At 70.1% G+C, this 19,240-nt stretch carries 22 protein-coding genes; 9 read left to right on the top strand and 13 right to left on the bottom strand.

The features are described 5' to 3' along the window. Window positions 1-176 precede the first annotated feature (176 nt). From ABZX02_RS26510 to ABZX02_RS26500, 3 genes are read left to right on the top strand one after another with little or no spacing between them, the layout of a single operon-like run. The gene (locus tag ABZX02_RS26510; protein ID WP_355301731.1) at window positions 177-641 is read left to right on the top strand and encodes an SRPBCC family protein; all 465 of its coding nucleotides are present in this window, start codon (window positions 177-179) and stop codon (window positions 639-641) included. A 12-nt stretch (window positions 642-653) separates the two neighbouring features. Beyond that, window positions 654-1,373 carry a SigB/SigF/SigG family RNA polymerase sigma factor gene (locus ABZX02_RS26505; protein ID WP_355301729.1) on the top strand — a complete coding sequence of 240 codons (720 nt, stop codon included), beginning with the start codon at window positions 654-656 and terminating at the stop codon, window positions 1,371-1,373. A 42-nt stretch (window positions 1,374-1,415) separates the two neighbouring features. After that, the gene (locus tag ABZX02_RS26500; RefSeq protein WP_355301727.1) at window positions 1,416-1,841 is read left to right on the top strand and encodes a DUF4383 domain-containing protein; all 426 of its coding nucleotides are present in this window, start codon (window positions 1,416-1,418) and stop codon (window positions 1,839-1,841) included. Window positions 1,842-1,857: 16 nt separating this feature from the next. On the opposite strand, the gene ABZX02_RS26495 is transcribed toward ABZX02_RS26500, so the two are convergent. Then, window positions 1,858-2,781, bottom strand: coding sequence for a DNA topoisomerase IB (locus tag ABZX02_RS26495; RefSeq protein ID WP_355301725.1), 924 nt, complete (start codon window positions 2,779-2,781; stop codon window positions 1,858-1,860). A 49-nt stretch (window positions 2,782-2,830) separates the two neighbouring features. Between ABZX02_RS26495 and ABZX02_RS26490 the strand changes: the two genes are divergently transcribed. From ABZX02_RS26490 to ABZX02_RS26480, 3 genes are read left to right on the top strand one after another with little or no spacing between them, the layout of a single operon-like run. Then, window positions 2,831-3,898, top strand: coding sequence for a glutamate--cysteine ligase (locus ABZX02_RS26490; RefSeq protein ID WP_355301723.1), 1,068 nt, complete (start codon window positions 2,831-2,833; stop codon window positions 3,896-3,898). Then, a complete protein-coding gene (locus ABZX02_RS26485) occupies window positions 3,898-4,665 on the top strand; it encodes an iron-containing redox enzyme family protein (RefSeq protein ID WP_355301721.1) in 768 nt (255 codons plus the stop codon). The genes ABZX02_RS26490 and ABZX02_RS26485 overlap by 1 nt, the downstream gene beginning before the upstream one ends. Window positions 4,666-4,685: 20 nt before the next feature. Then, window positions 4,686-5,048, top strand: coding sequence for an STAS domain-containing protein (locus ABZX02_RS26480; RefSeq protein WP_355301719.1), 363 nt, complete (start codon window positions 4,686-4,688; stop codon window positions 5,046-5,048). Here the strand turns inward: ABZX02_RS26480 and ABZX02_RS26475 are convergent. The 4 genes from ABZX02_RS26475 to ABZX02_RS26460 are packed head-to-tail and all read right to left on the bottom strand — an operon-like array spanning window position 5,036 to window position 9,394. Beyond that, a complete protein-coding gene (locus ABZX02_RS26475; protein WP_355301717.1) occupies window positions 5,036-6,187 on the bottom strand; it encodes a pentapeptide repeat-containing protein in 1,152 nt (383 codons plus the stop codon). The two genes, ABZX02_RS26480 and ABZX02_RS26475, sit on opposite strands and share 13 nt — an antisense overlap. Window positions 6,188-6,218: 31 nt before the next feature. After that, complete coding sequence (locus ABZX02_RS26470) at window positions 6,219-6,608, bottom strand: hypothetical protein (protein ID WP_355301715.1); 390 nt, start codon at window positions 6,606-6,608, stop codon at window positions 6,219-6,221. Between the two features lie 10 nt (window positions 6,609-6,618). Further along, window positions 6,619-7,059 (bottom strand): nucleoside deaminase, encoded by a 441-nt coding sequence (locus ABZX02_RS26465; protein ID WP_355301713.1) that lies wholly within the window; start codon window positions 7,057-7,059, stop codon window positions 6,619-6,621. 10 nt (window positions 7,060-7,069) lie between these two features. Then, the gene (locus ABZX02_RS26460) at window positions 7,070-9,394 is read right to left on the bottom strand and encodes an immune inhibitor A domain-containing protein (RefSeq protein ID WP_355301711.1); all 2,325 of its coding nucleotides are present in this window, start codon (window positions 9,392-9,394) and stop codon (window positions 7,070-7,072) included. Between the two features lie 165 nt (window positions 9,395-9,559). Here ABZX02_RS26460 and ABZX02_RS26455 point away from each other — a divergent pair, with 165 nt between their 5' ends. Further along, window positions 9,560-11,038 (top strand): Nramp family divalent metal transporter, encoded by a 1,479-nt coding sequence (locus ABZX02_RS26455; protein WP_355301709.1) that lies wholly within the window; start codon window positions 9,560-9,562, stop codon window positions 11,036-11,038. On the opposite strand, the gene ABZX02_RS26450 is transcribed toward ABZX02_RS26455, so the two are convergent. Genes ABZX02_RS26450 through ABZX02_RS26440 form a run of 3 tightly spaced genes read right to left on the bottom strand, consistent with a single transcriptional unit; the run spans window position 11,010 to window position 12,338 of the window. After that, complete coding sequence (locus ABZX02_RS26450; protein ID WP_355301707.1) at window positions 11,010-11,468, bottom strand: hypothetical protein; 459 nt, start codon at window positions 11,466-11,468, stop codon at window positions 11,010-11,012. The two genes, ABZX02_RS26455 and ABZX02_RS26450, sit on opposite strands and share 29 nt — an antisense overlap. A gap of 25 nt (window positions 11,469-11,493) precedes the next feature. Next, window positions 11,494-12,012: a hypothetical protein gene (locus ABZX02_RS26445; RefSeq protein WP_355301705.1), complete on the bottom strand. Its 519-nt coding sequence runs from the start codon at window positions 12,010-12,012 to the stop codon at window positions 11,494-11,496. Continuing rightward, window positions 12,009-12,338, bottom strand: a complete 330-nt coding sequence (locus tag ABZX02_RS26440) for a TfoX/Sxy family protein (protein WP_355301703.1) — start codon at window positions 12,336-12,338, stop codon at window positions 12,009-12,011. Before ABZX02_RS26440 ends, ABZX02_RS26445 begins: the two co-directional genes overlap by 4 nt. Before the next feature lie 83 nt (window positions 12,339-12,421). Between ABZX02_RS26440 and ABZX02_RS26435 the strand changes: the two genes are divergently transcribed. After that, the gene (locus ABZX02_RS26435) at window positions 12,422-12,694 is read left to right on the top strand and encodes a YggT family protein (protein WP_355301701.1); all 273 of its coding nucleotides are present in this window, start codon (window positions 12,422-12,424) and stop codon (window positions 12,692-12,694) included. Here the strand turns inward: ABZX02_RS26435 and ABZX02_RS26430 are convergent. The 5 genes from ABZX02_RS26430 to ABZX02_RS26410 form a co-directional block, all read right to left on the bottom strand. Next, entirely contained in the window at window positions 12,675-14,207 is a 1,533-nt protein-coding gene (locus ABZX02_RS26430) for an FAD-binding oxidoreductase (RefSeq protein WP_355301699.1), read from the bottom strand. The two genes, ABZX02_RS26435 and ABZX02_RS26430, sit on opposite strands and share 20 nt — an antisense overlap. 22 nt (window positions 14,208-14,229) lie before the next feature. After that, complete coding sequence (locus ABZX02_RS26425; RefSeq protein WP_355301697.1) at window positions 14,230-14,406, bottom strand: DUF397 domain-containing protein; 177 nt, start codon at window positions 14,404-14,406, stop codon at window positions 14,230-14,232. Window positions 14,407-14,416: 10 nt separating this feature from the next. Beyond that, window positions 14,417-15,247 (bottom strand): helix-turn-helix transcriptional regulator, encoded by an 831-nt coding sequence (locus ABZX02_RS26420; protein ID WP_355301695.1) that lies wholly within the window; start codon window positions 15,245-15,247, stop codon window positions 14,417-14,419. Window positions 15,248-15,333: 86 nt separating this feature from the next. Then, a complete protein-coding gene (locus tag ABZX02_RS26415) occupies window positions 15,334-17,922 on the bottom strand; it encodes a CHAT domain-containing protein (protein ID WP_355301693.1) in 2,589 nt (862 codons plus the stop codon). Then, the gene (locus tag ABZX02_RS26410; RefSeq protein WP_355301691.1) at window positions 17,919-18,341 is read right to left on the bottom strand and encodes a hypothetical protein; all 423 of its coding nucleotides are present in this window, start codon (window positions 18,339-18,341) and stop codon (window positions 17,919-17,921) included. The genes ABZX02_RS26415 and ABZX02_RS26410 overlap by 4 nt, the downstream gene beginning before the upstream one ends. On the opposite strand from ABZX02_RS26410, the gene ABZX02_RS26405 reads away from it, so the two are divergent. Further along, entirely contained in the window at window positions 18,303-19,199 is an 897-nt protein-coding gene (locus tag ABZX02_RS26405; protein ID WP_355301689.1) for a S8 family serine peptidase, read from the top strand. The two genes, ABZX02_RS26410 and ABZX02_RS26405, sit on opposite strands and share 39 nt — an antisense overlap. Window positions 19,200-19,240 lie beyond the last annotated feature (41 nt).

The following is a 19,240-nucleotide window of genomic DNA, read 5'->3' as shown; positions in this document are numbered from 1 at the left end:
GCCGCTCGTGAGACTTGGATCACAGAGCGGTTTGACCACTGTGGGCGATTTCGTGATGTGCGGACAGCGGCCGGTTCGACACGCTGCGTGACTGTCCTCAGTGGACAGATGTCGGATGTGTAACGCGGTGTGTCGCGGGTACTCACCTACCGACACCAATCGAAGGAGGAGGTTTCGTGACCACCATTGAGAAGTCGGTGGACGTCCACGTGCCCGTGAGCACGGCTTACAACCAGTGGACCCAGTTCGAATCCTTCCCGGCGTTCATGGACGGCGTCGAGAAGATCGACCAGCTCACGCCGACGAAGACGCACTGGACCACGAAGATCGGTGGCGTCGTCCGCGAGTTCGACGCGGAGATCACCGAACAGCACCCGGACGAGCGGGTCGCGTGGACCACGGTCGACGGCGCCCCGCAGGGCGGCGTGGTCACGTTCCACCGGCTCGACAACGACACCACTCGGGTGCACGTGCAGATGGAGTACCACCCCGAGACGTTCACCGAGAAGGCCGGAGCCGCGCTCGGCGTGGTCGGCCACCGGGTCGAAGGCGATCTCAAGCGGTTCAAGGAGTTCATCGAGAACCGCGGCACGGAGACCGGTGCGTGGCGTGGCGACGTGACGCCACCGCCCCAGGTCTGATCGCGGTGTGCGTTGACGCCGGACCAGCACGCGGCGTTCGAGGAGCTCTCGCGCACCGGCCGTGACTCGCCTCGGTACTACGAGATGCGGGACCGGTTGGTGCGCGAGTACCTCCCGCTCGCCCGGCACATCGCCCGTCGCTTCAGCGAACGCGGCGAGCCCATGGAGGACCTGGCGCAGGTCGCCGCGGTCGGGCTGATCAACGCCATCGACCGGTTCGACGTCGGCCGGCAGACGGACTTCCTGTCCTACGCCGTGCCGACGATCACCGGCGAGGTGCGCCGCCACTTCCGCGACCAGTGCTGGGCCGTGCGCGTCCCCCGCAGGTTGAAAGAGCTGTGCGACGCCATCGACGGCGCGACCGCCGAGCTGTCGCACAAGACCGGGCGATCTCCCACTCCCTCCGAGATCGCCCGGCACCTCGGGGTGTCGCTCACCGACGTCTACGAGGGCCTGCGCATCGAGAAGAACATCGCGTTCGCACCGCTCGACGCGCTGGAGACCTCGACCGTCGACGACCCGGCGCTCGAAGGCGTGGAGATCCACGAGGCCCTGCAGCCGATGCTGCGGGGCCTTCCCCGCCGGGAGCGCACGATCGTCGTCCTGCGCTTCTTCGGCAGGCTCACCCAGACCGAGATCGCCCGTCGTGTGGGCATCTCGCAGATGCACGTGTCGCGGCTGCTCACCAAGTCACTGGAGCAGTTGCGGCACGATCTGCTGGCGGAGGAGTGACATGAGCGAGCGGGAATCTCCCGTTCTGGTGATACTGGGTTCATGAACCGGTTGCGGTGGCCCCAGAAGCTGGCGATCGGCCTCGGTGCCGTGCTGGTGCTCTGGGGCATCGCCGGTTTCTTCGTGACCGGGTTCGCGGGGTTCGCGGCCGAGTCGGACACCTGGGTCCTCGGCCTGCGCGTCAACCCGCTGCAGAACGTCATCCACCTCGTGTTCGGCGCGGCGCTGCTGGCCTCGTTCCCGCGGCTGAAGGCGCTGAGCGGCACCGCGCTGCTGGTGGCGCTGCTGTTCCTGGTGATGTTCGGCCTGGGCCTCGCCCGCTACGACGGCGAGGTCGTGAACTTCCTGAACGTGAACCCCGGCTCGAACGCGCTGCACTTCCTCGCGGGCTTCGCCTCGCTGGCGGCGGCGCAGGGTGCCGCCTGGTGCCGGCAGTGCGACCGGGCCGCCGTGGTCAAGCCCGCTTAGCCGGCGGGCCGACGGCTCACCCCCGCGCCAGCAACCTGCGCACGGCCCGTTCCGGATCTCCCCCGCCGATGACCTCGCCGTGCTCGAACGCCTCCACCAGACGCGGGTCCACGTAGGACTTCCGCGCCACGGACGGCGTGTTGCCGAGATCCTCCGCGACCTCCTTCATGACCGCGCTGACCGCGCGCTTCGACGGCTTGCCCCGCTCCTTCAGGGCGGCGGCGAACGCCTGCGCGGCGAAGACCGTGGCGTGCCAGGTGCGCAGGTCCTTGACGCTGAACTCGTCGCCGACCAGCTCGCGGAAGCGCTCGTTCACGTCGTCGGCGGTGAGGTCGAAGACGCGGCAGTCCGGGGTCTGGCCGCGCAGCAGCGACCGGACGGCCCGCGCGAGCACGGGATCGGTGACCTCCTGGTCCACCTGGACGCCGGACTTGGCGGGGAAGGTGAACCGGACGCGGTCGCCGCAGACGCTCAGGTGCTCGCAGAGCAGGGTCGCGACGCCGTGCGTGCCGTTCTCCTCCGCGTACTGCTCGTGGCCGACGCGGAAGATGCCGAGGTCGAGCATCCGCAGCGCGATGGCGAGCAACCGCTTCCTGCCGCGCGTCCTCATGTCCGCCTCGATCTGCGCGCGGAACTTCCGCAGCTTCGGGGCGAGTGCCAGCACCCGGACGAACTTCTCGGTGTCCCGGTCGGTCCGCCACTTCTCGTGGTAGAGGTACTGGCGCCGGCCGGCGTCGTCGTAGCCCACGGCCTGGATGTGGCCGTTCGGGTGCGGCGAGATCCACACGTCGCGCCACGCGGGCGGGATGACGAGGGCCTTCACCCGCGCCGCGTCGGCCGCGGAGAGCGTGGCGCCCGTCGCGTCCAGGTAGCGGAAACCCTGGCCGTGCTTGCGCCTCGTCCAGCCCGGACCTGCGGTTTTACTGCGGCGCAGTCTCATCTGGCCACTCCGAGGTTGATCACCATGGATGGCGGGTACCCGCTCGCCGATGAATCACTACACGGTCGGTGTGGAACAGGAGTTCCTCCTCGTGGATCCCGATTCGCGACGGCCGGTGGCACTGGCGCCGCGCGTGCGGGAGATCTCGCGCGCGCCGGGGGACCTGGACGTCCAGGGCGAGCTCACCCCGTTCCAGATCGAGGTCGCGACCGGCGTCACGTCGTCGTTCGAGGAGCTGTCCGAGCAGGTCCGCCTGGGGCGGAAGGTGCTCGTGGACGCCGCCGACGAGGCCGGGTGCCGGCTCGTGGCCACCGGGATGCCGCCCATCGGCGAGGCCGGGCCCCCACCCGGATCGGATGACCCGCGCTATCACCGGATCGAGTACTCCCACCGTCGGCTCGTGACCGGCACGGGCGCGTGCGGACTGCACGTCCACGTCGGCGTCCCGTCCCGGGCCGAAGCGCTGGCGGCGTCGAACAAGCTGCGGCAGTGGCTGCCGACGCTGCTCGCGCTGAGCGCGAACTCCCCGTACTACCAGGGAGAGGACACCGGGTACGCGAGCTGGCGGTCGATGGTCTGGTCACGCTGGCCGGTGAGCGGCCCGCCGCCGCACTGGGACGGTCCCGCCGACTACGACCGGACGGTCGAGGCGTTGATCAGCTCGGAGGCGTTGATGGACCGGGCGATGGTGTACTGGGACGTCCGCCCGTCGGCCGATCATCCGACCGTCGAGGTGCGCGTCGCGGACATTCCCCAGCTGGCAACGGAAGTCGCGGTCCTGGCCGAGTTGATCCGCGCCCTCGTCGTGACGGAACCCTCCGATGGACGGGTGGACGATTCCGTGCTGCGAGCGGCATATTGGCGGGCGTCGCGCGACGGGGTCGACGGACTGGCCGCCGATCCACACACCGGAAAACTCTCCCCCGCGTTCGACCGGGCGGTGTCGCTCGTGGAGCACGTCGCGGTCGCCCTGCGCGATCGTGGCAGTCTGTCTACTGTGGAGCAGCAATTGGACTGGTTGCGCCACAACGGCTGCGGTGCCGCTCGACAACGACGCTGCCCGGACCCCGAGTCCCTTGTGGACCAGCTGATCGCCCGAACGCGTGAGGAAACCTGATGCGCCTGCCCGCTCCCCGCGGCCACATGAGCTCCGCCCTGGTCGCAGCACTGCGCCTGCCGCCCCCGCTGCGGCCCGCGCTGCTGCACAGCGGCGGCACCAGGGAGGCCTGGCAGGACGACGACCTGCAGCTCTCGTTGTGGATCTGCTACGAACTGCGCACCAGGGGCTTCGACGACGCCGCCGCCGGCTGGGAGGACCACCCGGCCCTGGCGCAGTTCCACGCCGCCCTGGAGGCGCGCTGGGAAACCGCCCTCCGGTCCCTGACCGAGACCACCTCCCCCGCCGCGCTGTCCGCCGAGGGCCTGGCGGAGCTGCGCCGGCACCAGGCGTTCTGGCAACCGCGCCGCGAGATGCGGTCCGTGCTCCGCGACATCCAGGGCGACGCCTACGGCACCCGGTCCGAACGCACCCATTCGGTGCTGTTCACCGTGACGCTGCGCGACCTCGACCCGATCACCGTCGTGGACGAGATGCCCGCCCCCACCCTCGCCCTCGCGAACGCGATGTCGCTCTTCGGCCTCCACCAGCGCCTGGTGGGAGCCCTGGTCGGCTTCCTGAGCGCGGTCGACACCATCGGCGGTGACCCGTTCGCGCAGCTCCTGCCCGTCCAGTGCCCGCCGGAGGACGTCCGCCTCGGCTTCACCGCGTGCCACGAACTGCACGCCCGCCTGACCCAGCACGTCCACACGTCACTGCGGGCGGGCCGCACCTCGACGAGGGGCCGTAGGCTGACCTCGCAGACCCGCGTCAACGTGGGCTGCTGACGTTCGTGAAGGGAGACAGAGTGCCCGACCCCACCGCTCTGGCGACCGTGGTCGCCGATCGGATCTCACCCGACGTCGTGGTGCTGCACGTGTCCGGAGAACTCGACACCACCTCCAGCGGCACCCTCACCGGCCCGCTCGACAGCCACGTGGTCAAGGGCCAGCGGGCCGTCGTCGTGGACCTCGGCGGGGTGCGCTTCCTCGGCTCGGCCGGGCTCGAGGCGCTGGTGCTGGGACAGCAGCGGGCGGCGAAGGCCGGTGTCGAGTTCGTGGTGGTCGCGGCGGCGCGGGCGGCGTTGCGGCCGATCGAGGCGACGGGGCTGGACGCGGTGTTCACGATCGTGGGGTCGGTGGACGAGGCGGCGGCGCGCTACTCGTCCTGAGTGAGGCGGTACCACTCGCCCTCCCGCTCCGGGTGCCGGACCTGGGTGGTGCCGACCGCCCACCCCGCCGGCCACGTGGAGGCGGGAGCCGCACCCTTTCCACTCACCCGTGCGCCGCTGAAGGAGACGCTCTCCCCGAAGGTCGCGCGGTCGAAGTTCACGTGGGCGGAGAAGTCGGCGTTGTCGAAGTCCGCGTCGACGGCGAAGGACGCGCCCCTGAACGAGGCGGAGCCCTTTTCGAAGCAGGTGAACGAGAAAGACGCGGTGCCTCCGAACGACGCCTCGGAGAAGACGGCGCCTTGGCGGAAGACTCCGTCGAACGACGCGCCTCCCGTGAACGTCGCCCTGTAGAAGGACGCGAGACCTGTCCACGTGGCGACCAGGACGGTGCGACCGACGAAGGTCGTACCTTTGAAGGTGGCCGCACCGATCTGTCCGTGGAAGAGGCTGAAGTCGATGAGGACCGCGCCGTCCAGGTTGATCTCGCGCTCGCCCCAGTAGTCCTCGCTCAGCGGTTGCAGGTGGGCGCACAGGATCCGTTGCGCAGTTGATCGCACGTCCCTCTCCTGCCGGGACTCCACGAGCGGAGCGGCCGCGCTCGGGCCGTCAGGGCGCCGGATCCCCACCCGGCGGCGCGAGTTCCGCAGCAACGGCCGGCGGACACCGGCTGCCGCGGAGGCCTGCTCGGGTGGCGGGGTGTACGGCATGCGCAGGTAGGCGCACAGCACGTTGACGATGGTCTGACGCTGGTCGGGTTGCTGCTGCCCGAGGCGTTCCAACGCGTAGAGCCCACCCAGCCGCACCGGAGCCTTCTCGTCTCCGAGCTGCTGCACGGCCTTCGTGTAGAGCTCGGTGAACCGCCGCGCCTCCGCGTCCGCGTTGAGGTCGGCCTGCGCCTCCTCCTGCGTGCGCTGCCGCCGCGCCGCCAGGTACAGCGTGAACAGGCCACCACCCCCGAGCGCGATCCCGGACGCCACCTTCACCACGTCGAGCTGCGCCAGCGTGCGCTTCTCCGGGTCGGTCCACGTCTGCCGGTTCACCCACAGCCACAACGCGACCAGCACCGCGCCCGTCACCAGCAGCACGGCCACCGTGACCAGTGGCATGGTCCACGGCGACATGGACTTCTTGACCTTCACGCCCTGCTATTCGCGGAACGCGCATCCCGCGCTACAGCGCCGCGAAGAACTCCCCGCTCGGCCCCTCCGGCCCGACCTGAGCCGCCCGCGCGACGACCTCCGCCCCGCCCCCGACCGCGTTGATCCGCAGCCGGGGAAAGGTCCGCGCGTACTGCGCCGCGACCACGGCGGCAACCCCCTGGGCCACCGCGTCCGCCCCACTGACCACCACGACGGGCGACGAGGACCGCTCCAACGCCGGCAGGTGCGACTCCAACACCCGCACCACCTCCTCCAGCGCCGCCGAGAACGACTCGGCGGCACCGGCGTTGATGACCAGCACATCCAGCTCGTCACCAGCCTCGCCGGACACCTCGTGCCCGGCCAGCGAGAGCAGGCGCGCGGCACCGGAGTCCGCGCCGGTGATCAGCACTGCTGCCATACGTCCCACGCTAATCCTGGCCGATGTCCTCGTACCAGAGCTCAGGACGTTCGGCGATGAACGTGGTCATCAGCTCGATCAACGACGGGTCCTCGACGACGGTGATGCCGACGCCGTGCTCGGCGAGCCACTCGTGGCCGCCCGAGAACGTCGTGGCCTCGCCGATCAGCACGTTCGAGATGCCGAACTGGCGCACCAGGCCGCTGCAGTACCAGCACGGCGACAGGGTGGTGACCATCGTGGTGCCGCGGTAGCTGCGTTGGCGGCCCGCGTTGCGGAAGGCCGAGGTCTCCGCGTGCATCGACGCGTCGCCGTCCTGCACCCGGCGGTTGTGGCCCCGGCCCAGCAGAGCGCCGTCGCCGTCGAAGAGCGCCGCGCCGATGGGGATCCCGCCCTCGGCGAGTCCCATCCGCGCCTCTTCGACGGCGACGGCCAGCATGTCAGAGGTCATGCGACCCAAGTTACTTCGTCTTGAACAGCTTCACCGTCATCGACGTGCCGGACTGGCGCAGGACCTTCAGCCCCACGCCCACCGCAGGCAGCTTCACGCCCGCGTTCGGCTGTTCGGCGAACCAGAACTGCTTCGTGTCGTCGAACGTCGGCTGGGCGGCGGCGCCGCGGACGTAGGACGCCTTGCCGTTGACGTGCAACGTGAAGGAGTCCGACTTCTGCAGGCCGAAGGGCGCGTCGTACCCGCTGACGGACGGCGACCAGCGCTGCCCCTCCAGGTTGTAGAGCGGCGCCGGGTTCGCGTCGATCGGCAGGATCAGGCCCTCGCCGGGGTGCTCGCTGACGTTGTTGTCGAGGAACGACGTGTTCCACAGCGACACCAGCAGGCCGTCCTGGTACGGGAAGTGCTCCACGAAGTCGGGCTTGTCCGGGAAGCTGTAGCGGTACGGGCCGGTCTTGTTGTACTTGCCGTACGACTCGTACGTGCGGTTCGACGCGATGTAGAACTGGTCGAACGTCTTCGTCTCCTTGCCCGCGGTCGTGCGGAAGCCGCGCGTGGTCCACACGCCCGCCGTCTCGCCGCCGTCGGTCAGCACCGGCGCGCCGTCCGCGGTGACCACGATCTGGTCGGCGAAGAAGCCTTGCAGCGCAAGGGCTCCGTCGGTGCGGTAGGCGAAGCGGAGCTTGGTGTTCTTGCCCGCGTAGGCGGCGAGGTCCACGTTCACGTCGACCCACTGGCCACCGGACGAGCTGCTGATCGCGGGCGAGTTACCGGAGTCGCGGGCGAACGGCTGACCGCCGGCCGTGCCGTCGAGCTGCGTCCAGCTGCCGTCCTCGTTGGACGCTTCGACGTAGAGGTAGTCGTAGTCCACCTCGATGTCGAAGCGCGCCTTCAGGGTGAGCGACGCCGTCGTCTTGCCGCGCAGGTCCAGCGGAGCCGTCATGGAGTGGTCGAGGTCGTTGCCCTTCTCGCTCCACCACATCTTGCCGCCGGCGAACGGGGCGCCGTAGTCGAAGTCCTTCGAGATGTCGGGCAGCACGACGACGAGGCCCTGGGCCTTGGCGCTGTTGTACTCGTGCGGGCCGAGCTCGAAGACGCGTTCCTGACCGGCGACCGCGACCTCGTAGTCGAGCCAGCCGAGCTGCAGCTTGTCCCACGCGGAGAACTCGTTGGCGCGCTCACCGGGAGCCTCGCCCGGCGCGTTCACGCGGTTCTGCGCCATGATCGACCACCAGTTGACGCCGTTCGAGCCGCCGTTGGTGTCGTAGTGGTCCGGCAGGCCGAGGTCGTGGCCGTACTCGTGCGCGAAGACGCTCACGCCGCCGTTCTCGGGCTGCACGGTGTAGTCGCCGACCCAGAGGCCGGTGTCGCCGATCTGCGCGCCGCCGAGCTTGTTGGTGCCGGGACCGGTCGTGTAGTTCTTGTACGCGTAGCCGCGGTGGCTCCAGAGCGCGTCCTCGCCCTGCAGCGGGTCGCCGTCGGCCTGGTCGCCGCCGGCGTGCACGATCTGGAAGTGGTCGATGTAGCCGTCGGCCTCGTTGAACTCGCCGTCGGAGTCGTAGTCGTAGCGGTCCCACACGTCGTACTCGGCGAGCGTCGACCTGATCTGCTCGGTGGTCTGGCCGGCCGCCTTCTGGTCGGCGACCCACTGCGTGACGGCGTCCTTGATGAGCTCACGCGAGTTGTTGCAGATGTTGTCGTTGCACGGGTAGCCGTTGCTGCGGCCGTAGCGCGCCTCGTTGTACCTGACCTTCACCCAGTCCGTGACGAGACCGTTGACGGTGTAGCGGCCGCTCGACTGCTTGTCGTAGAAGTTCGCGACGGAGTTGGCGTCCTTCTTGCGGCTGAAGTAGAGGTCCTGGAAGTACTGGCGGCTGAAGTCCGGGCGCCAGATGGTCGTGTTGTCGACCGCGCGGTCCGGCTCCGGGATCTGGTTGTGCGTCGGCCCGTCGAACCGCTGCGGTCCCGGCGTCGCGGGACTCGTGTCCTGGTCGGGGAAGTCGGGGTGCCGCTCGTCGCCGAACTCCGCGAGGATCACGAAGATCTTGTCGGTCTTCTCCCGCTTCAGCTCGACGTACTGGTCCTTGCCCTGCTTGCGACCGACCTTCGCGACGGTGCTGGTCCCCCGCTTCTCGGTCGTGGCCTGACCGGTCAGCACGTCGGCGAGCGCCTGCTGCTTCAACGCGCGGCGCTTGACCTCGAGCTCGTGCGGCTGTTCGTCGGACTGCCGCGTCTGGAGCCTCTCGGGCTGCGCGGGCGGCGTCGCGGTGGCCGGTACGACCATGCCCGCGGTGACGAGCGCGAGCGCCGTCGCTCCCACCAGAATTCTTCGCACTTCGTTTCCCCTCCTAGGAATCCGGAGGGCACGCTACGTCCGGCTCCCGGGACTCGACACGTCCGAAAGTCGGTTCTGCGCACGAGGTGTTGACCGGGTGCCCGGAACGTCGGGAAAGTGGTGGATTCCGTTCCCCGACGTGTCGGGAGGTCGACAGTGTCGTCGATGCAAATCGGAGTGAGCAGGCCGCCGCTGGACGTGGCGGACCTGCCGGAACCGGAGAAGGTGTTCAAGGTCCGCAAGCTCGGACCTGTCCAGGTCGTCCAGTTCGTCATCGGCCCGAGCCTCATCGCGCTCGGCATCTCGATCGGCAGTGGCGAGTGGTTGCTCGGCCCGCAGGCCGTGGGCAAGTTCGGGTTCGTCGGCATCGGCTGGGTGATCACGGTGTCGGCGTTGCTGCAGACGTTCTACAACGTGGAGATCGCCCGGTACGTGGTCGCGACGGGCGAGACGCCGGTCGTCGGCTGGGGCCGGGTGCCGCCGGGCTGGAAGTTCTGGGTGCCGGTCTCGCTGGCGGTGTTCTACTTCGCGTTCATCTTCGGCGGCTGGGCGGCGGGCGCCGGACAGGGGCTCTTCGCCCTGATCGCGGGCCGGGGCTACCGTCCCGACGAGATCGAGTACGTGCGGCTGCTCGCCATCGGCCTGCTCGTCGTGGTCTTCCTGATCACGGCGGGCGCCCGCAAGGTGTCGCGCGCGCTGGAGCTGACGAACTGGGTGCTGGTCGGCTCGTTGCTGCTGGTGCTGATCGTCGTGACGCTCGCGATCGTGCCGTTCTCGGTGTGGTCGGAGGGAGTCCGCGGCCTCGTGACCCCGGCGGCACCCCCGGAGGGCATCACGGCCACACAGCTCGGCGGCCTCGCCGGCTTCACGGCGCTCGCGTCCGGGCTGAACTGGTACGCGATGAGCCACTACCGCGACAAGGGCTACGGCATGGGCCACCACGTCGGGTTCATCGCGGGCCTGCGCGGCGGCAAGCAGGAACTGCGCCCGGTCGGCGTGACCTTTGTGGACACTCCGGCGAACGCGTCGCTGTGGCGGCGCTGGTACCGGTTGCTGCTGATCGACCAGTGGGCGGTGTTCTTCGTCGGCGCGATGCTCGGCATGCTCCTGCCGACCGTGCTGATGGCGCACCTCGTCGCCGTGTCCGGTCAGCAGCCGACGGCGGCGAACGTGCCGACGTTCTCCGCCGAGCAGCTCGGCCTGCTCTACGGGCAGGGCATGTTCTACCTGATGCTCGTGGTCGGGGTGCTGGTGCTGTTCTCCACGCAGCTCGGCATCTTCGAGGCGTTGGTCCGCAACTTCACCGACGCCATGCACGCCGTCTCACCCCGGCTGCGGCGGCGGATCGAGGACGACCCGCGCCGCTTCTACTACCCGTTCATGCTGGTGGTGCTGGCGATCATCGCCGGCGCGCTGCACCTCGCGCTGCCCGTGGAGCTCGTGCAGATCTCGGCGAACATGTCGAACCTGGGCGCGCTGATGTTCCCGTTCGCGTTGATGTACCTGAACTCCCGGCTGCCGCGACCGGCTCGGCCGCGGTGGTACCACCACGTGATCTTGGTGCTGAACGTGGTGTTCTTCGGGTTCTTCTTCGTGAACTTCGTCTACGAGTTCTTCACGGGAGGTCCGTTGGTGCGGTTCTGACCCACACCTCGGCGGACACGATGTCGTGCCCGCCGGTGTTGAAGCCGTCCTGCGAGAACAGGTCCATCACCGGCTGGCTGACGACGAGGTTGGTGCCCCTGTCGGCGAGCCCGAGGTCGTCCACCCCGGGCTCGCCGTGCACCTTGAGCCACACCAGGTCCGGCAGCACACCGTCCGGGTTGAAGACGTGGTGCTGGTCGCTCGCCGTCACGAGCGCGTCGTCCAGCGAGAAGCCGGTGAAGCCCGCCTCGGTCATGCGCCTGCCCGTCTCGCGCAGCACGAGGTACACGGGACTCGTCGTGACGATGCAGTCGCCGAGCCAGTCGGCCACCTCGTAGTGCACGCGCGTGACGACGTCGTTCGCGTGGTCGATCTCGAACTCGTCGCCCCAGCCGCCCGCGACCTCGGGTTCGATCAGGTAGAACGTCATGCCCGCACTCTAGGAGGGTGGTGGCTCAGCGCCCGGCGAAGGACTCGATGTCCCCGAGCGCGTCCTCCGCCCGTCCGCCGAGCTGCGGGTCACCGAGCAGTGCCCGCAGCCTCGGCACCACCTCCGGCAGCACCGCGCGGTCGATCCTGCCGACGTGGCCCAGGCACGTGACGGCGAGCTGCGCGAGATCCCGGTCCGGGCCGTGGTCGACGACGTCGAGCAGGACGCGTTGCAGTTGTTCGCGTTCCGGGTCGTGCCGCACCAGGGCGAGCATGGCCTGGAACGCCGGCAGCCCACCCGCGCGGAGTTCCCCGTGCCAACGCACCACGCACTCGTCGATGACGACACCCGCTGACCGGTCCAGCGCCTCGTCGAGCGGACCCGTCGCGGTGGCCCAGCCGCCCTCGGCGCGCACGACCAGCGCCCCGTCCACGACACCGACGAGCGGGTCACCGGCCCACTCGAACACGACGCCGCCGAGCGCCTCGGTCTCCGTGATGTCGCGCCAGCCCTCCAGGGCCGCGCGGACCTCGTCCGGCGTCACTTCGGCGGCAGCGCTTCCACGAACTCGCGGCACAGCGCGAGCCAGTCCTCCAGCGCCTCGTCCTCCGAGATCGCCTCCCCGTCCACCACGACCCAGCCCTTCATCGGCTTGCCGGTGAAGTCGAAGACGCGCGTGCCCGGCCGAGCCAGCGCGTCGGCCTGCGCCTCCGGGCCGACGCGCGCCAGCAGGTCCGAGCCCAGCGCCCCCACCAGCATGTTCCCCCGCCACAGGAACACCAGGGTGCCGAACATCTTCTTCGTCGCCAGGTCCGGCAGGTCGCCCAGCGACTCGCCCAGGCGGTGCGCCAGGCCCTCGTCGTACGCCACAACTGAATACTGTCTCAGCGAGTTGCCAGGCGCCTCTCAGTTTCATGTGGCTTCATGGACATACAGGACATAGGGAGGCCCACTTGTTCGGCTTGGTCGGCTGGATCGTCGGGTGGCTGTTGACGCTGTTCATCCTCGTGATGATCGGCCGCATGATCGTGGACTGGGCGGTCACGCTGCAGGCTCGCGGTGACTGGGTGTGGAAGGTGCGGCGGGTGACGCACGGGGTGACCGAGCCCGTGATCTCGCCGGTGCGCAAGGTGCTGCCGCCCGTGCGGTTCGGCGGGTTCGGGCTCGATCTCGCGTTCACCGTGGTGTTCATCGCGGCGTTGATCCTCAGGTCGATCGTGTGGTGAGGACGCCGGGGTTGAGCAGGTTCTGAGGGTCGAGTGCCGCCTTGGCGCCGGCCAGGGCCGTGCCGAAGACGTCCGGGCGTTGCCGGGTGTACCAGGGCATGTGGTCGCGGCCCACGGCGTGGTGGTGCGTGATCGTGCCACCGGAGGAGATCAGCGCCTCGGAGACCGCTGCCTTGATGTCGTCCCACTGCGCGGTGAGGCTGCCCCAGCGGCCGGGCGCGTAGATGCCGTAGTACGGCGCGGGGCCGTCCGGGTAGACGTGGGTGAAGCGGCACGTGACGATGCCGATGCCGCACACCTCCTGCAGCGCCTCGGTCGCCACCGACGTGACGGCCGCGTGCAGGTCGGCGAAGCGGTCCCAGGTGCAGGCCGTCTCGAACGTCTCGGTGATCATCGCGTGCTGCGCCATCGCGTCGCGCTGGTAAGGCATGCGCAGGAACGACTTGCGCCACTGCTGCGACGCGCCCTCCACGACCTCGCCGCCCGCGCAGAGTTCCAGGGCACGGGCGAGCAGCGCGTCGACCGGGTGGTCGGCCGACTCGAAGGCCAGCACCAGCACGGAACTCGGTGAGCCCGCGTTGAGGAACGCCTCCGCGGGGTCCAGCAGGCGGCAGTTCGCCGGGTGCAGGCCGGACTGCGCGATCAGCCTCGTCGCCTCGACGGCGCGGTCCCACGACGCGAACCGCACCGACGCGCCCGCGCGGTGCACCGGCGGTTCCTGCAGCCTCATCCACGCCTCGGTGATCACGCCGAGGGTGCCTTCGGAACCCAGGAAGAGCCGGTCGGGCGACGGTCCGGCGCCGGAGCCCGGCAGCCGCCGCGACTCCGAGATCCCCTGCGGCGTCACGACCCTGAGCGACTCGGTCAGGTCGTCGATGTGCGTGTAGAGCGTGGCGTAGTGGCCGCCGGCGCGGGTGGCGAGCCAGCCGCCGAGCGTCGAGAACTCGAACGACTGCGGGAAGTGCCGCAACGTCAGTCCGTGCGGCTTGAGCTGCGCTTCGAGCGACGGACCGAGCACCCCGGCCTGGATCCGCGCGGCCCGGCTGACCGGGTCGACCTCCAGCACCCGATCCAGCCTGCCGAGGTCCAGCGACACAACGCGGTCGAGGTCGCGCGGCTCGACCCCGCCGACCACGGACGTGCCGCCACCGAACGGGATCACCGCCACGTCGTTGCCCGCGCACCAGTCCAGCACGTCCACGACGTCCTGCTCGGTGCGCGGCCGGGCCACGGCGTCGGGCACCACGCCGATGTCCCCGGCCAGGTTGCGGGTGACGTCGCGGTAGGCCTGGCCGCGGGCGTGCGCGAGGCGGTCGACGCGGTCGGTCGAGTAGAGCTCCCCCGCCTCGATCCGCGACTCCGGCACGTCGAGCGCGGCGGGATCAGGCGGTTCGTGGAACGTCAGGTCCGCGTCCGGCAGCACCGCCCGCACCCGCTCGACCAGCGCACGGCGTTCCTCCGGGGTGACGGCGTCCTCGACGTTGCCCCAGCCCCACCACGACCTCGTTGTCATGGCGAGCAACCATAAGCGAAACTCAGGCGTTCTGGAATGGTCCGAAGTCGTCGTTCTTGGCCGAGGCGAGGAACGCCTCCCAGGCCGACGAGGACAGGGGCAGGTGCGCCGCGGGCGACTTGCTGTCCCGCAGCCCGATCCCCGCACCGATCTCCACGCAGTTGTCGCCATCAGGGCTGTAGCTGCTCTTGCGCCACACGGTGGCCTCCTCAGGAGACGAGGTCGGTGATCAACCTCCTCGATTCTTCCTCACCCAGCGCCAACCCCGCCAGGGCGGCCAGAACGCTCGTGTACAGGTCGACCGACTCCTTGTCCTCCATGAAGGTTCCCGAGTTCATCGTGTCCGTGTAGACGACGGTCGGGATCTTCTTGAACTTCATGACCTTGAACTCGCCCATGGTTCCGGGATGCGCGCCGATCGCGGTCGGCACGACGCGGATGCTGATGTACGGCCGCACCGACATCCTCAGCAGGTGGTGGAGCTGGTCGCGCCACACCGACTCGCCACCGACCGGCAGCAGCAACGCCTGCTCGTGCACGTAGAAGAAGAACTTCCGCCCGCTCTCCAGGACCCGCTGGCGGGCCACTCGCGCCTCGACCCGCAGGTCGATGTCCTGGGGCTCGATCTTCGGCCACACCACGTACAGCGGCCGGATGTAGTCCGGGATCTGCAACAGGCCCGGCACCAGCGTCAGGTGCCAGCTGTGCATCTCGCTCATGGCCGCCTCGTGCTCGACGAGCGTTCGCATCTTGATGGGCAGCGCGCCTTTGTAGTGCTGCCACCACCCCTTCTCGCGCGACACCTTCAGCAGCGCCATCAGGTGGTCGAACTCGTCCTCGGGCACCCGGCAGAGGCCGAGCAGCCGGGCCAGGTCGATCTCGTCGACGCCGCCCTTGCCCGTGAGCAGGTCCGAGAGCTTCTGCGGGTCCCACCCCAGCACGTCGGCCATGGCGCGGTGCGACATCCCCGTCGCGTCTACTACTGCGCGGACTCCCGCCCCGAACTCGCGGCCGCGCACCGTGGAGGTTCTTGCTGGCATGGCAGGGAAAATAAGGCCGATCGCCGCCCCTCAAAGGGGGTTCGGCCCGAAGTCCAACCGAAGTGATGGCCGGTGGAGGCTCTCCATCACCCCGCGCCGAAGCAGACGAACCCGACCGCCGCGGCGTAGGCGGCGTCGTCGGCCGCGGCCCGTTGCACGGCGGCCAGCGCCTCGGCCGGCGCCATGCCCGCGGCCAGTTTCTGGTGCAGTTCCACCATGACCGGCGCGGTGCCGTCGGTCGGGACCGGCACCACGGGTGCGATCAGCGTGCGGGTGCCCAGACCGAGCAGCGCGGCCGTGAAGCCCATCAGCTCGTCGCCGGGACGGACGGCGGACTGCCCGGTGTCGCACGCCGAGAGGACCACGCGCGTGGGCGGGCGGCGCAGGCGTTCGATGTCGTAGACGGTCAACGGGCCGTCGGCCAGTTCCAGCGCGGAGAACAGCGGGTTGTCGACGCGGAACGAGCCGTGCGCGGCGATGTGCGCCAGCGCGGCACCGTCCATTGCGGACGCCACGGCGCTCACGGTCGCCTCGTCGTCGACCAGGACGCGGCCCGGCACGTGGGCGCTGACGGCCTTGATCTCGGCCGGGGCCGCCGCCATCCGCGGTCCCGCCGCCAGCACGGCCTCGCCCGGAGCGTCCTCGACGGAACACGCGCGCAGCCACACCGAGGCGGATGGGGCGACGGTCACCTGCCGGTTCAGCACGGCCCACGGCAGGCCGTTGAGCGCGCCGGTAGGGACGACGACCAGTGGGCGGCCGTCGATGCGCGGCGCCAGCGGGTCGAGCAGGCGGCGGGCCAGCAGCGCGGCGGCGTGCGCGGCCGACGAGCGGGCCACGGCCAGGTTCGGCAGCTGGGGCGGCAGGGTGACCAGGCGGTGCAGGGCGAAGCGCAGCAACCGGATCTCGCGGACCACACCCTCGACCGGGCCCAGCGAGTGCAGCGAGGAGCGGCCGCCCGCCAGCACCACGGCCATCAGCGTGCCGTCGTACTCCACGAACTCGACCAGCGCCGCCGTGCCGAGCGCGGCGACGAGCGACGCGACCGGTGGCGGCTTGAAGACAGCCACCTCGCCGGACATCTGGCGGGTCAGGTCGCGGACGCGCTGCTCGGCGCGCACCAGCTTCGCGCGCAGGGCGCCGGCGGGTTTCCCGGCCAGCACGGCGGACTCCACGTCGGCGGCCACCGCGCGCAACGACGCGAGCGCGTCCTCCAAGCGCGGGTCGTCCGGTGGCGACACGGACTTCATCCGCAGCGCGCCGGCCCGCCAGGTCTCGGTCCACGACAGCACGCGCGCGGCGTTGCCCGACGCCACGGCCAGCCGCAAGCCCTCCAGCGCGAGGGCCTGGCCCTGCACGCCCGCGGACGCCCGCAGTTCGGCGGCGCCCAGCGACACCCGGTACTCGTCGAGCAGCCCGATCCCCCGCCGCAGCGCGGACGACGTGCCCCGCACGTCGCCGGAGAGCTTGCGGCGCAACGCTTCCGCGTACCAGCCGCGCACCCGCAGTCCGGCCGGGCCGCGCGACCGGGCCGCGGCGGCGAGCGAGAACTCCTCCACCGCACGGGCGCGGTGACCGAGGTCGGCGGCGACGAGACCCGCGTCGATGCGGGCCTCCAGCGCGGGCAGCCGCCAGTCCATCGCGTCCAGCTCCGCCGCCACCCGCGACAGCGCGAGCCGCAACGGACGGGAGCGGTCACCGCGCAGCACGGCCGCGTGCAGTTCCAGGTACCGCGCGCCCGCCGCCCACAGCAGGCGCTGCTCGCGGCGGAACCGGCGACGGGCCTCGGCCGCGAAGCCGTTCGCCGCGTCGGGGTCGTCGTCGAGCAGAGCGATCCGGGCGCGGAAGTACAGGGCCTCCGAGACGCCGAGCGGGTTCTTCAGCTCCTTCAGCTCGGTGACCGCGCGGTCGGCCGCGGCACGCGCCTCGTCCAGCAGCGGCACCGAGACGAGCAGTTCGAGGCGGTTCACCAGCAGCACCGGGCGCATCACGTCGAGGCGGCGGTACACCTCCTCGGCCTTGTCGAACAGCGACAGCGCGGCCGGGACGTCACCGCCCCGCGTCGCCATGATGCCCGCGTTCCAGTTGACGTCCGCGACGCCGAGCTCCTGCCCCAACTCGCCGAGCCGGGCGGCGGCCAGTTCGAAGTCGGCCGACGCCTCACGCATGTTCCCCACATATGCGCGCACGAGACCGCGGTTGTTCAGAGCGCGCGCCTCGACCAGTTGGTCTCCCACGCGCCGCGCACCGGCGATGGCGGCCGTGTAGTCGCGCTGAGCGTCGTCATATCGGGTGAGGTAGTGGAAGACGACGCCGCGCTGCATCAGCGCGGCCACCGAGTCCGCTCCGGTCAACGACGGCATGGCGTCGTCCAGCAACGTCAGCGCGGCCTTCTGCTTGCCCGTGTAGGCGAGCACCCAGGCCAGGCTCATCTGCGCCAAAGCGGACAAACGGGGCAGTGAGGCCTCGGCCGCGATGCGGATCGAGCGGCGCAGGTGCCGCGCCGCGCCGGAGAAGTCGTGCATCTCCCGCAGCGCGAGGCCGATCGCGCGCTCGGCGATGGACCATTCCGAACGGTCTTCGGTCGCGCGGAGGACGGCGCGGGCCATCTCCACGGCCGCGCGCGGGTTGCGCTGCCTGGCCTCCAGCGCGTCCTCCGCACAAAAGTCGGTCACGGCAACACTTTATCCGCTGTGGTAGCTTGATCAAGCTCGGTCGGGGTGCCCGTCAACGCTGCTTTAGTGAGGCCGTGGTGTCGAAATCGCCAGAAAGCGCGGAGCTTTACCAAAGAGCTTTCCTGCAGCTCATCGCCGAGGACAAGACCATCAGCTTCCACGCCGAACGCGGGCGTGAATTCCTTTATCGACCCGGTCAGCTGCTCGTCGGAGCCGAGGACCAACAACGTGTGATCGAAAAGCTGCGCGAAAACAACATCGTCGCGCGGCCCGGCGAAGGATTCGCCGGTTTGGCACGATTGACGTTGCCGGACAACCCCGAGGACATTCCGCGCATTGTCCGGCTGTTGCGGGACCAGCGGAACTGGCCGAACGAGCGCGTGCCGCTCGTGCAGCCGCACCACGTGGTCGTGGGTCACGGCGGCCTCGTGATGGGCAACCCGGGCGACCGGCCGTACCCCGCCGACCCGGTCTCGGCGCCGAAGTTCGACGAGCGCCTGAAGGACGTCCGGGTGGGCATCATCGACACCGGCATCTCGCACGGCGCCGACAGCGAGCACTCCGACTGGTTCGGCGGGCGCTACGCCAAGGAGGCCGACGACGTCGACGCCGCCTACAGCAGCGGCGACAACTTCGCGTTGCAGGGCGGGCACGGCACGTTCGTCGCGGGTGTCATCCAGAACGCCGCGCCCGGCGTCACGTTCGACCCGGAGGTCGGCCTCGACCCGAACGGCTTCGGCGACGAGGAACGGATCTGCCGCAAGATCACCGAGCTCGGCCGCAAGAAGATCAACGTCCTGAACCTGTCGCTCGGCTGCTTCACCGAGGACGACGTCGCGTCCGAACCGCTGCGGCGCACCATCGAGGCGCTGCCGGACGACATCGTCGTGGTCGCCTCCGCGGGCAACCAGGGCACGCAGCGCCCGAGCTGGCCCGCCGCGCTGTGCGGGGTCACCGCCGTCGCCGCCGCCCAGCAGGAGCGCGACGGGTCGATCGGTCCCGCGTTCTACTCGAACTTCGGCCACTGGGTCGACGCCTGCGCGATCGGCAACCGCGCCTCGACCTACCTCAAGGGCGAGTGGCAGCTGCCGGGCGAGGCCGCCGCCACGCCGTTCGCGCTGTGGGCGTACTGGTACGGCACGTCGTTCGCCGCTCCCCTGGTCACCGGGCGGATCGCCGCGACGATGGTCTCCGAGGGCATCGACGCACGTCAGGCGCGTGACAAGCTGCTGCAGGGCACCGAGTTCCACCCGGGCTACGGAATTTTCGTCAAATAGTTGTATCTGCGAGGCAACCTCGGCCTCCGCCAGTTGTGACC

Source organism: Lentzea sp. NPDC003310 (genome assembly GCF_040610935.1).
In the GTDB taxonomy this organism is placed as follows: Bacteria; Actinomycetota; Actinomycetes; order Mycobacteriales; family Pseudonocardiaceae; genus Lentzea.
The sequence above is the reverse complement of the archived record's forward strand: the minus strand, read 5'-3'. Positions and strand labels throughout refer to the sequence as shown.

What these genes read in the sequence shown, in the direction of transcription:
- ABZX02_RS26500 (WP_355301727.1), top strand. Translation starts at nt 1,416, where the DNA reads ATGAACCGGTTGCGGTGGCCCCAGAAGCTGGCGATCGGCCTCGGTGCC.
- ABZX02_RS26495 (WP_355301725.1), bottom strand. Translation starts at nt 2,781, where the DNA reads ATGAGACTGCGCCGCAGTAAAACCGCAGGTCCGGGCTGGACGAGGCGC.
- ABZX02_RS26490 (WP_355301723.1), top strand. Translation starts at nt 2,831, where the DNA reads ATGAATCACTACACGGTCGGTGTGGAACAGGAGTTCCTCCTCGTGGAT.
- ABZX02_RS26485 (WP_355301721.1), top strand. Translation starts at nt 3,898, where the DNA reads ATGCGCCTGCCCGCTCCCCGCGGCCACATGAGCTCCGCCCTGGTCGCA.
- ABZX02_RS26470 (WP_355301715.1), bottom strand. Translation starts at nt 6,608, where the DNA reads ATGGCAGCAGTGCTGATCACCGGCGCGGACTCCGGTGCCGCGCGCCTG.
- ABZX02_RS26465 (WP_355301713.1), bottom strand. Translation starts at nt 7,059, where the DNA reads ATGACCTCTGACATGCTGGCCGTCGCCGTCGAAGAGGCGCGGATGGGA.
- ABZX02_RS26455 (WP_355301709.1), top strand. Translation starts at nt 9,560, where the DNA reads ATGCAAATCGGAGTGAGCAGGCCGCCGCTGGACGTGGCGGACCTGCCG.
- ABZX02_RS26450 (WP_355301707.1), bottom strand. Translation starts at nt 11,468, where the DNA reads ATGACGTTCTACCTGATCGAACCCGAGGTCGCGGGCGGCTGGGGCGAC.
- ABZX02_RS26430 (WP_355301699.1), bottom strand. Translation starts at nt 14,207, where the DNA reads ATGACAACGAGGTCGTGGTGGGGCTGGGGCAACGTCGAGGACGCCGTC.
- ABZX02_RS26420 (WP_355301695.1), bottom strand. Translation starts at nt 15,247, where the DNA reads ATGCCAGCAAGAACCTCCACGGTGCGCGGCCGCGAGTTCGGGGCGGGA.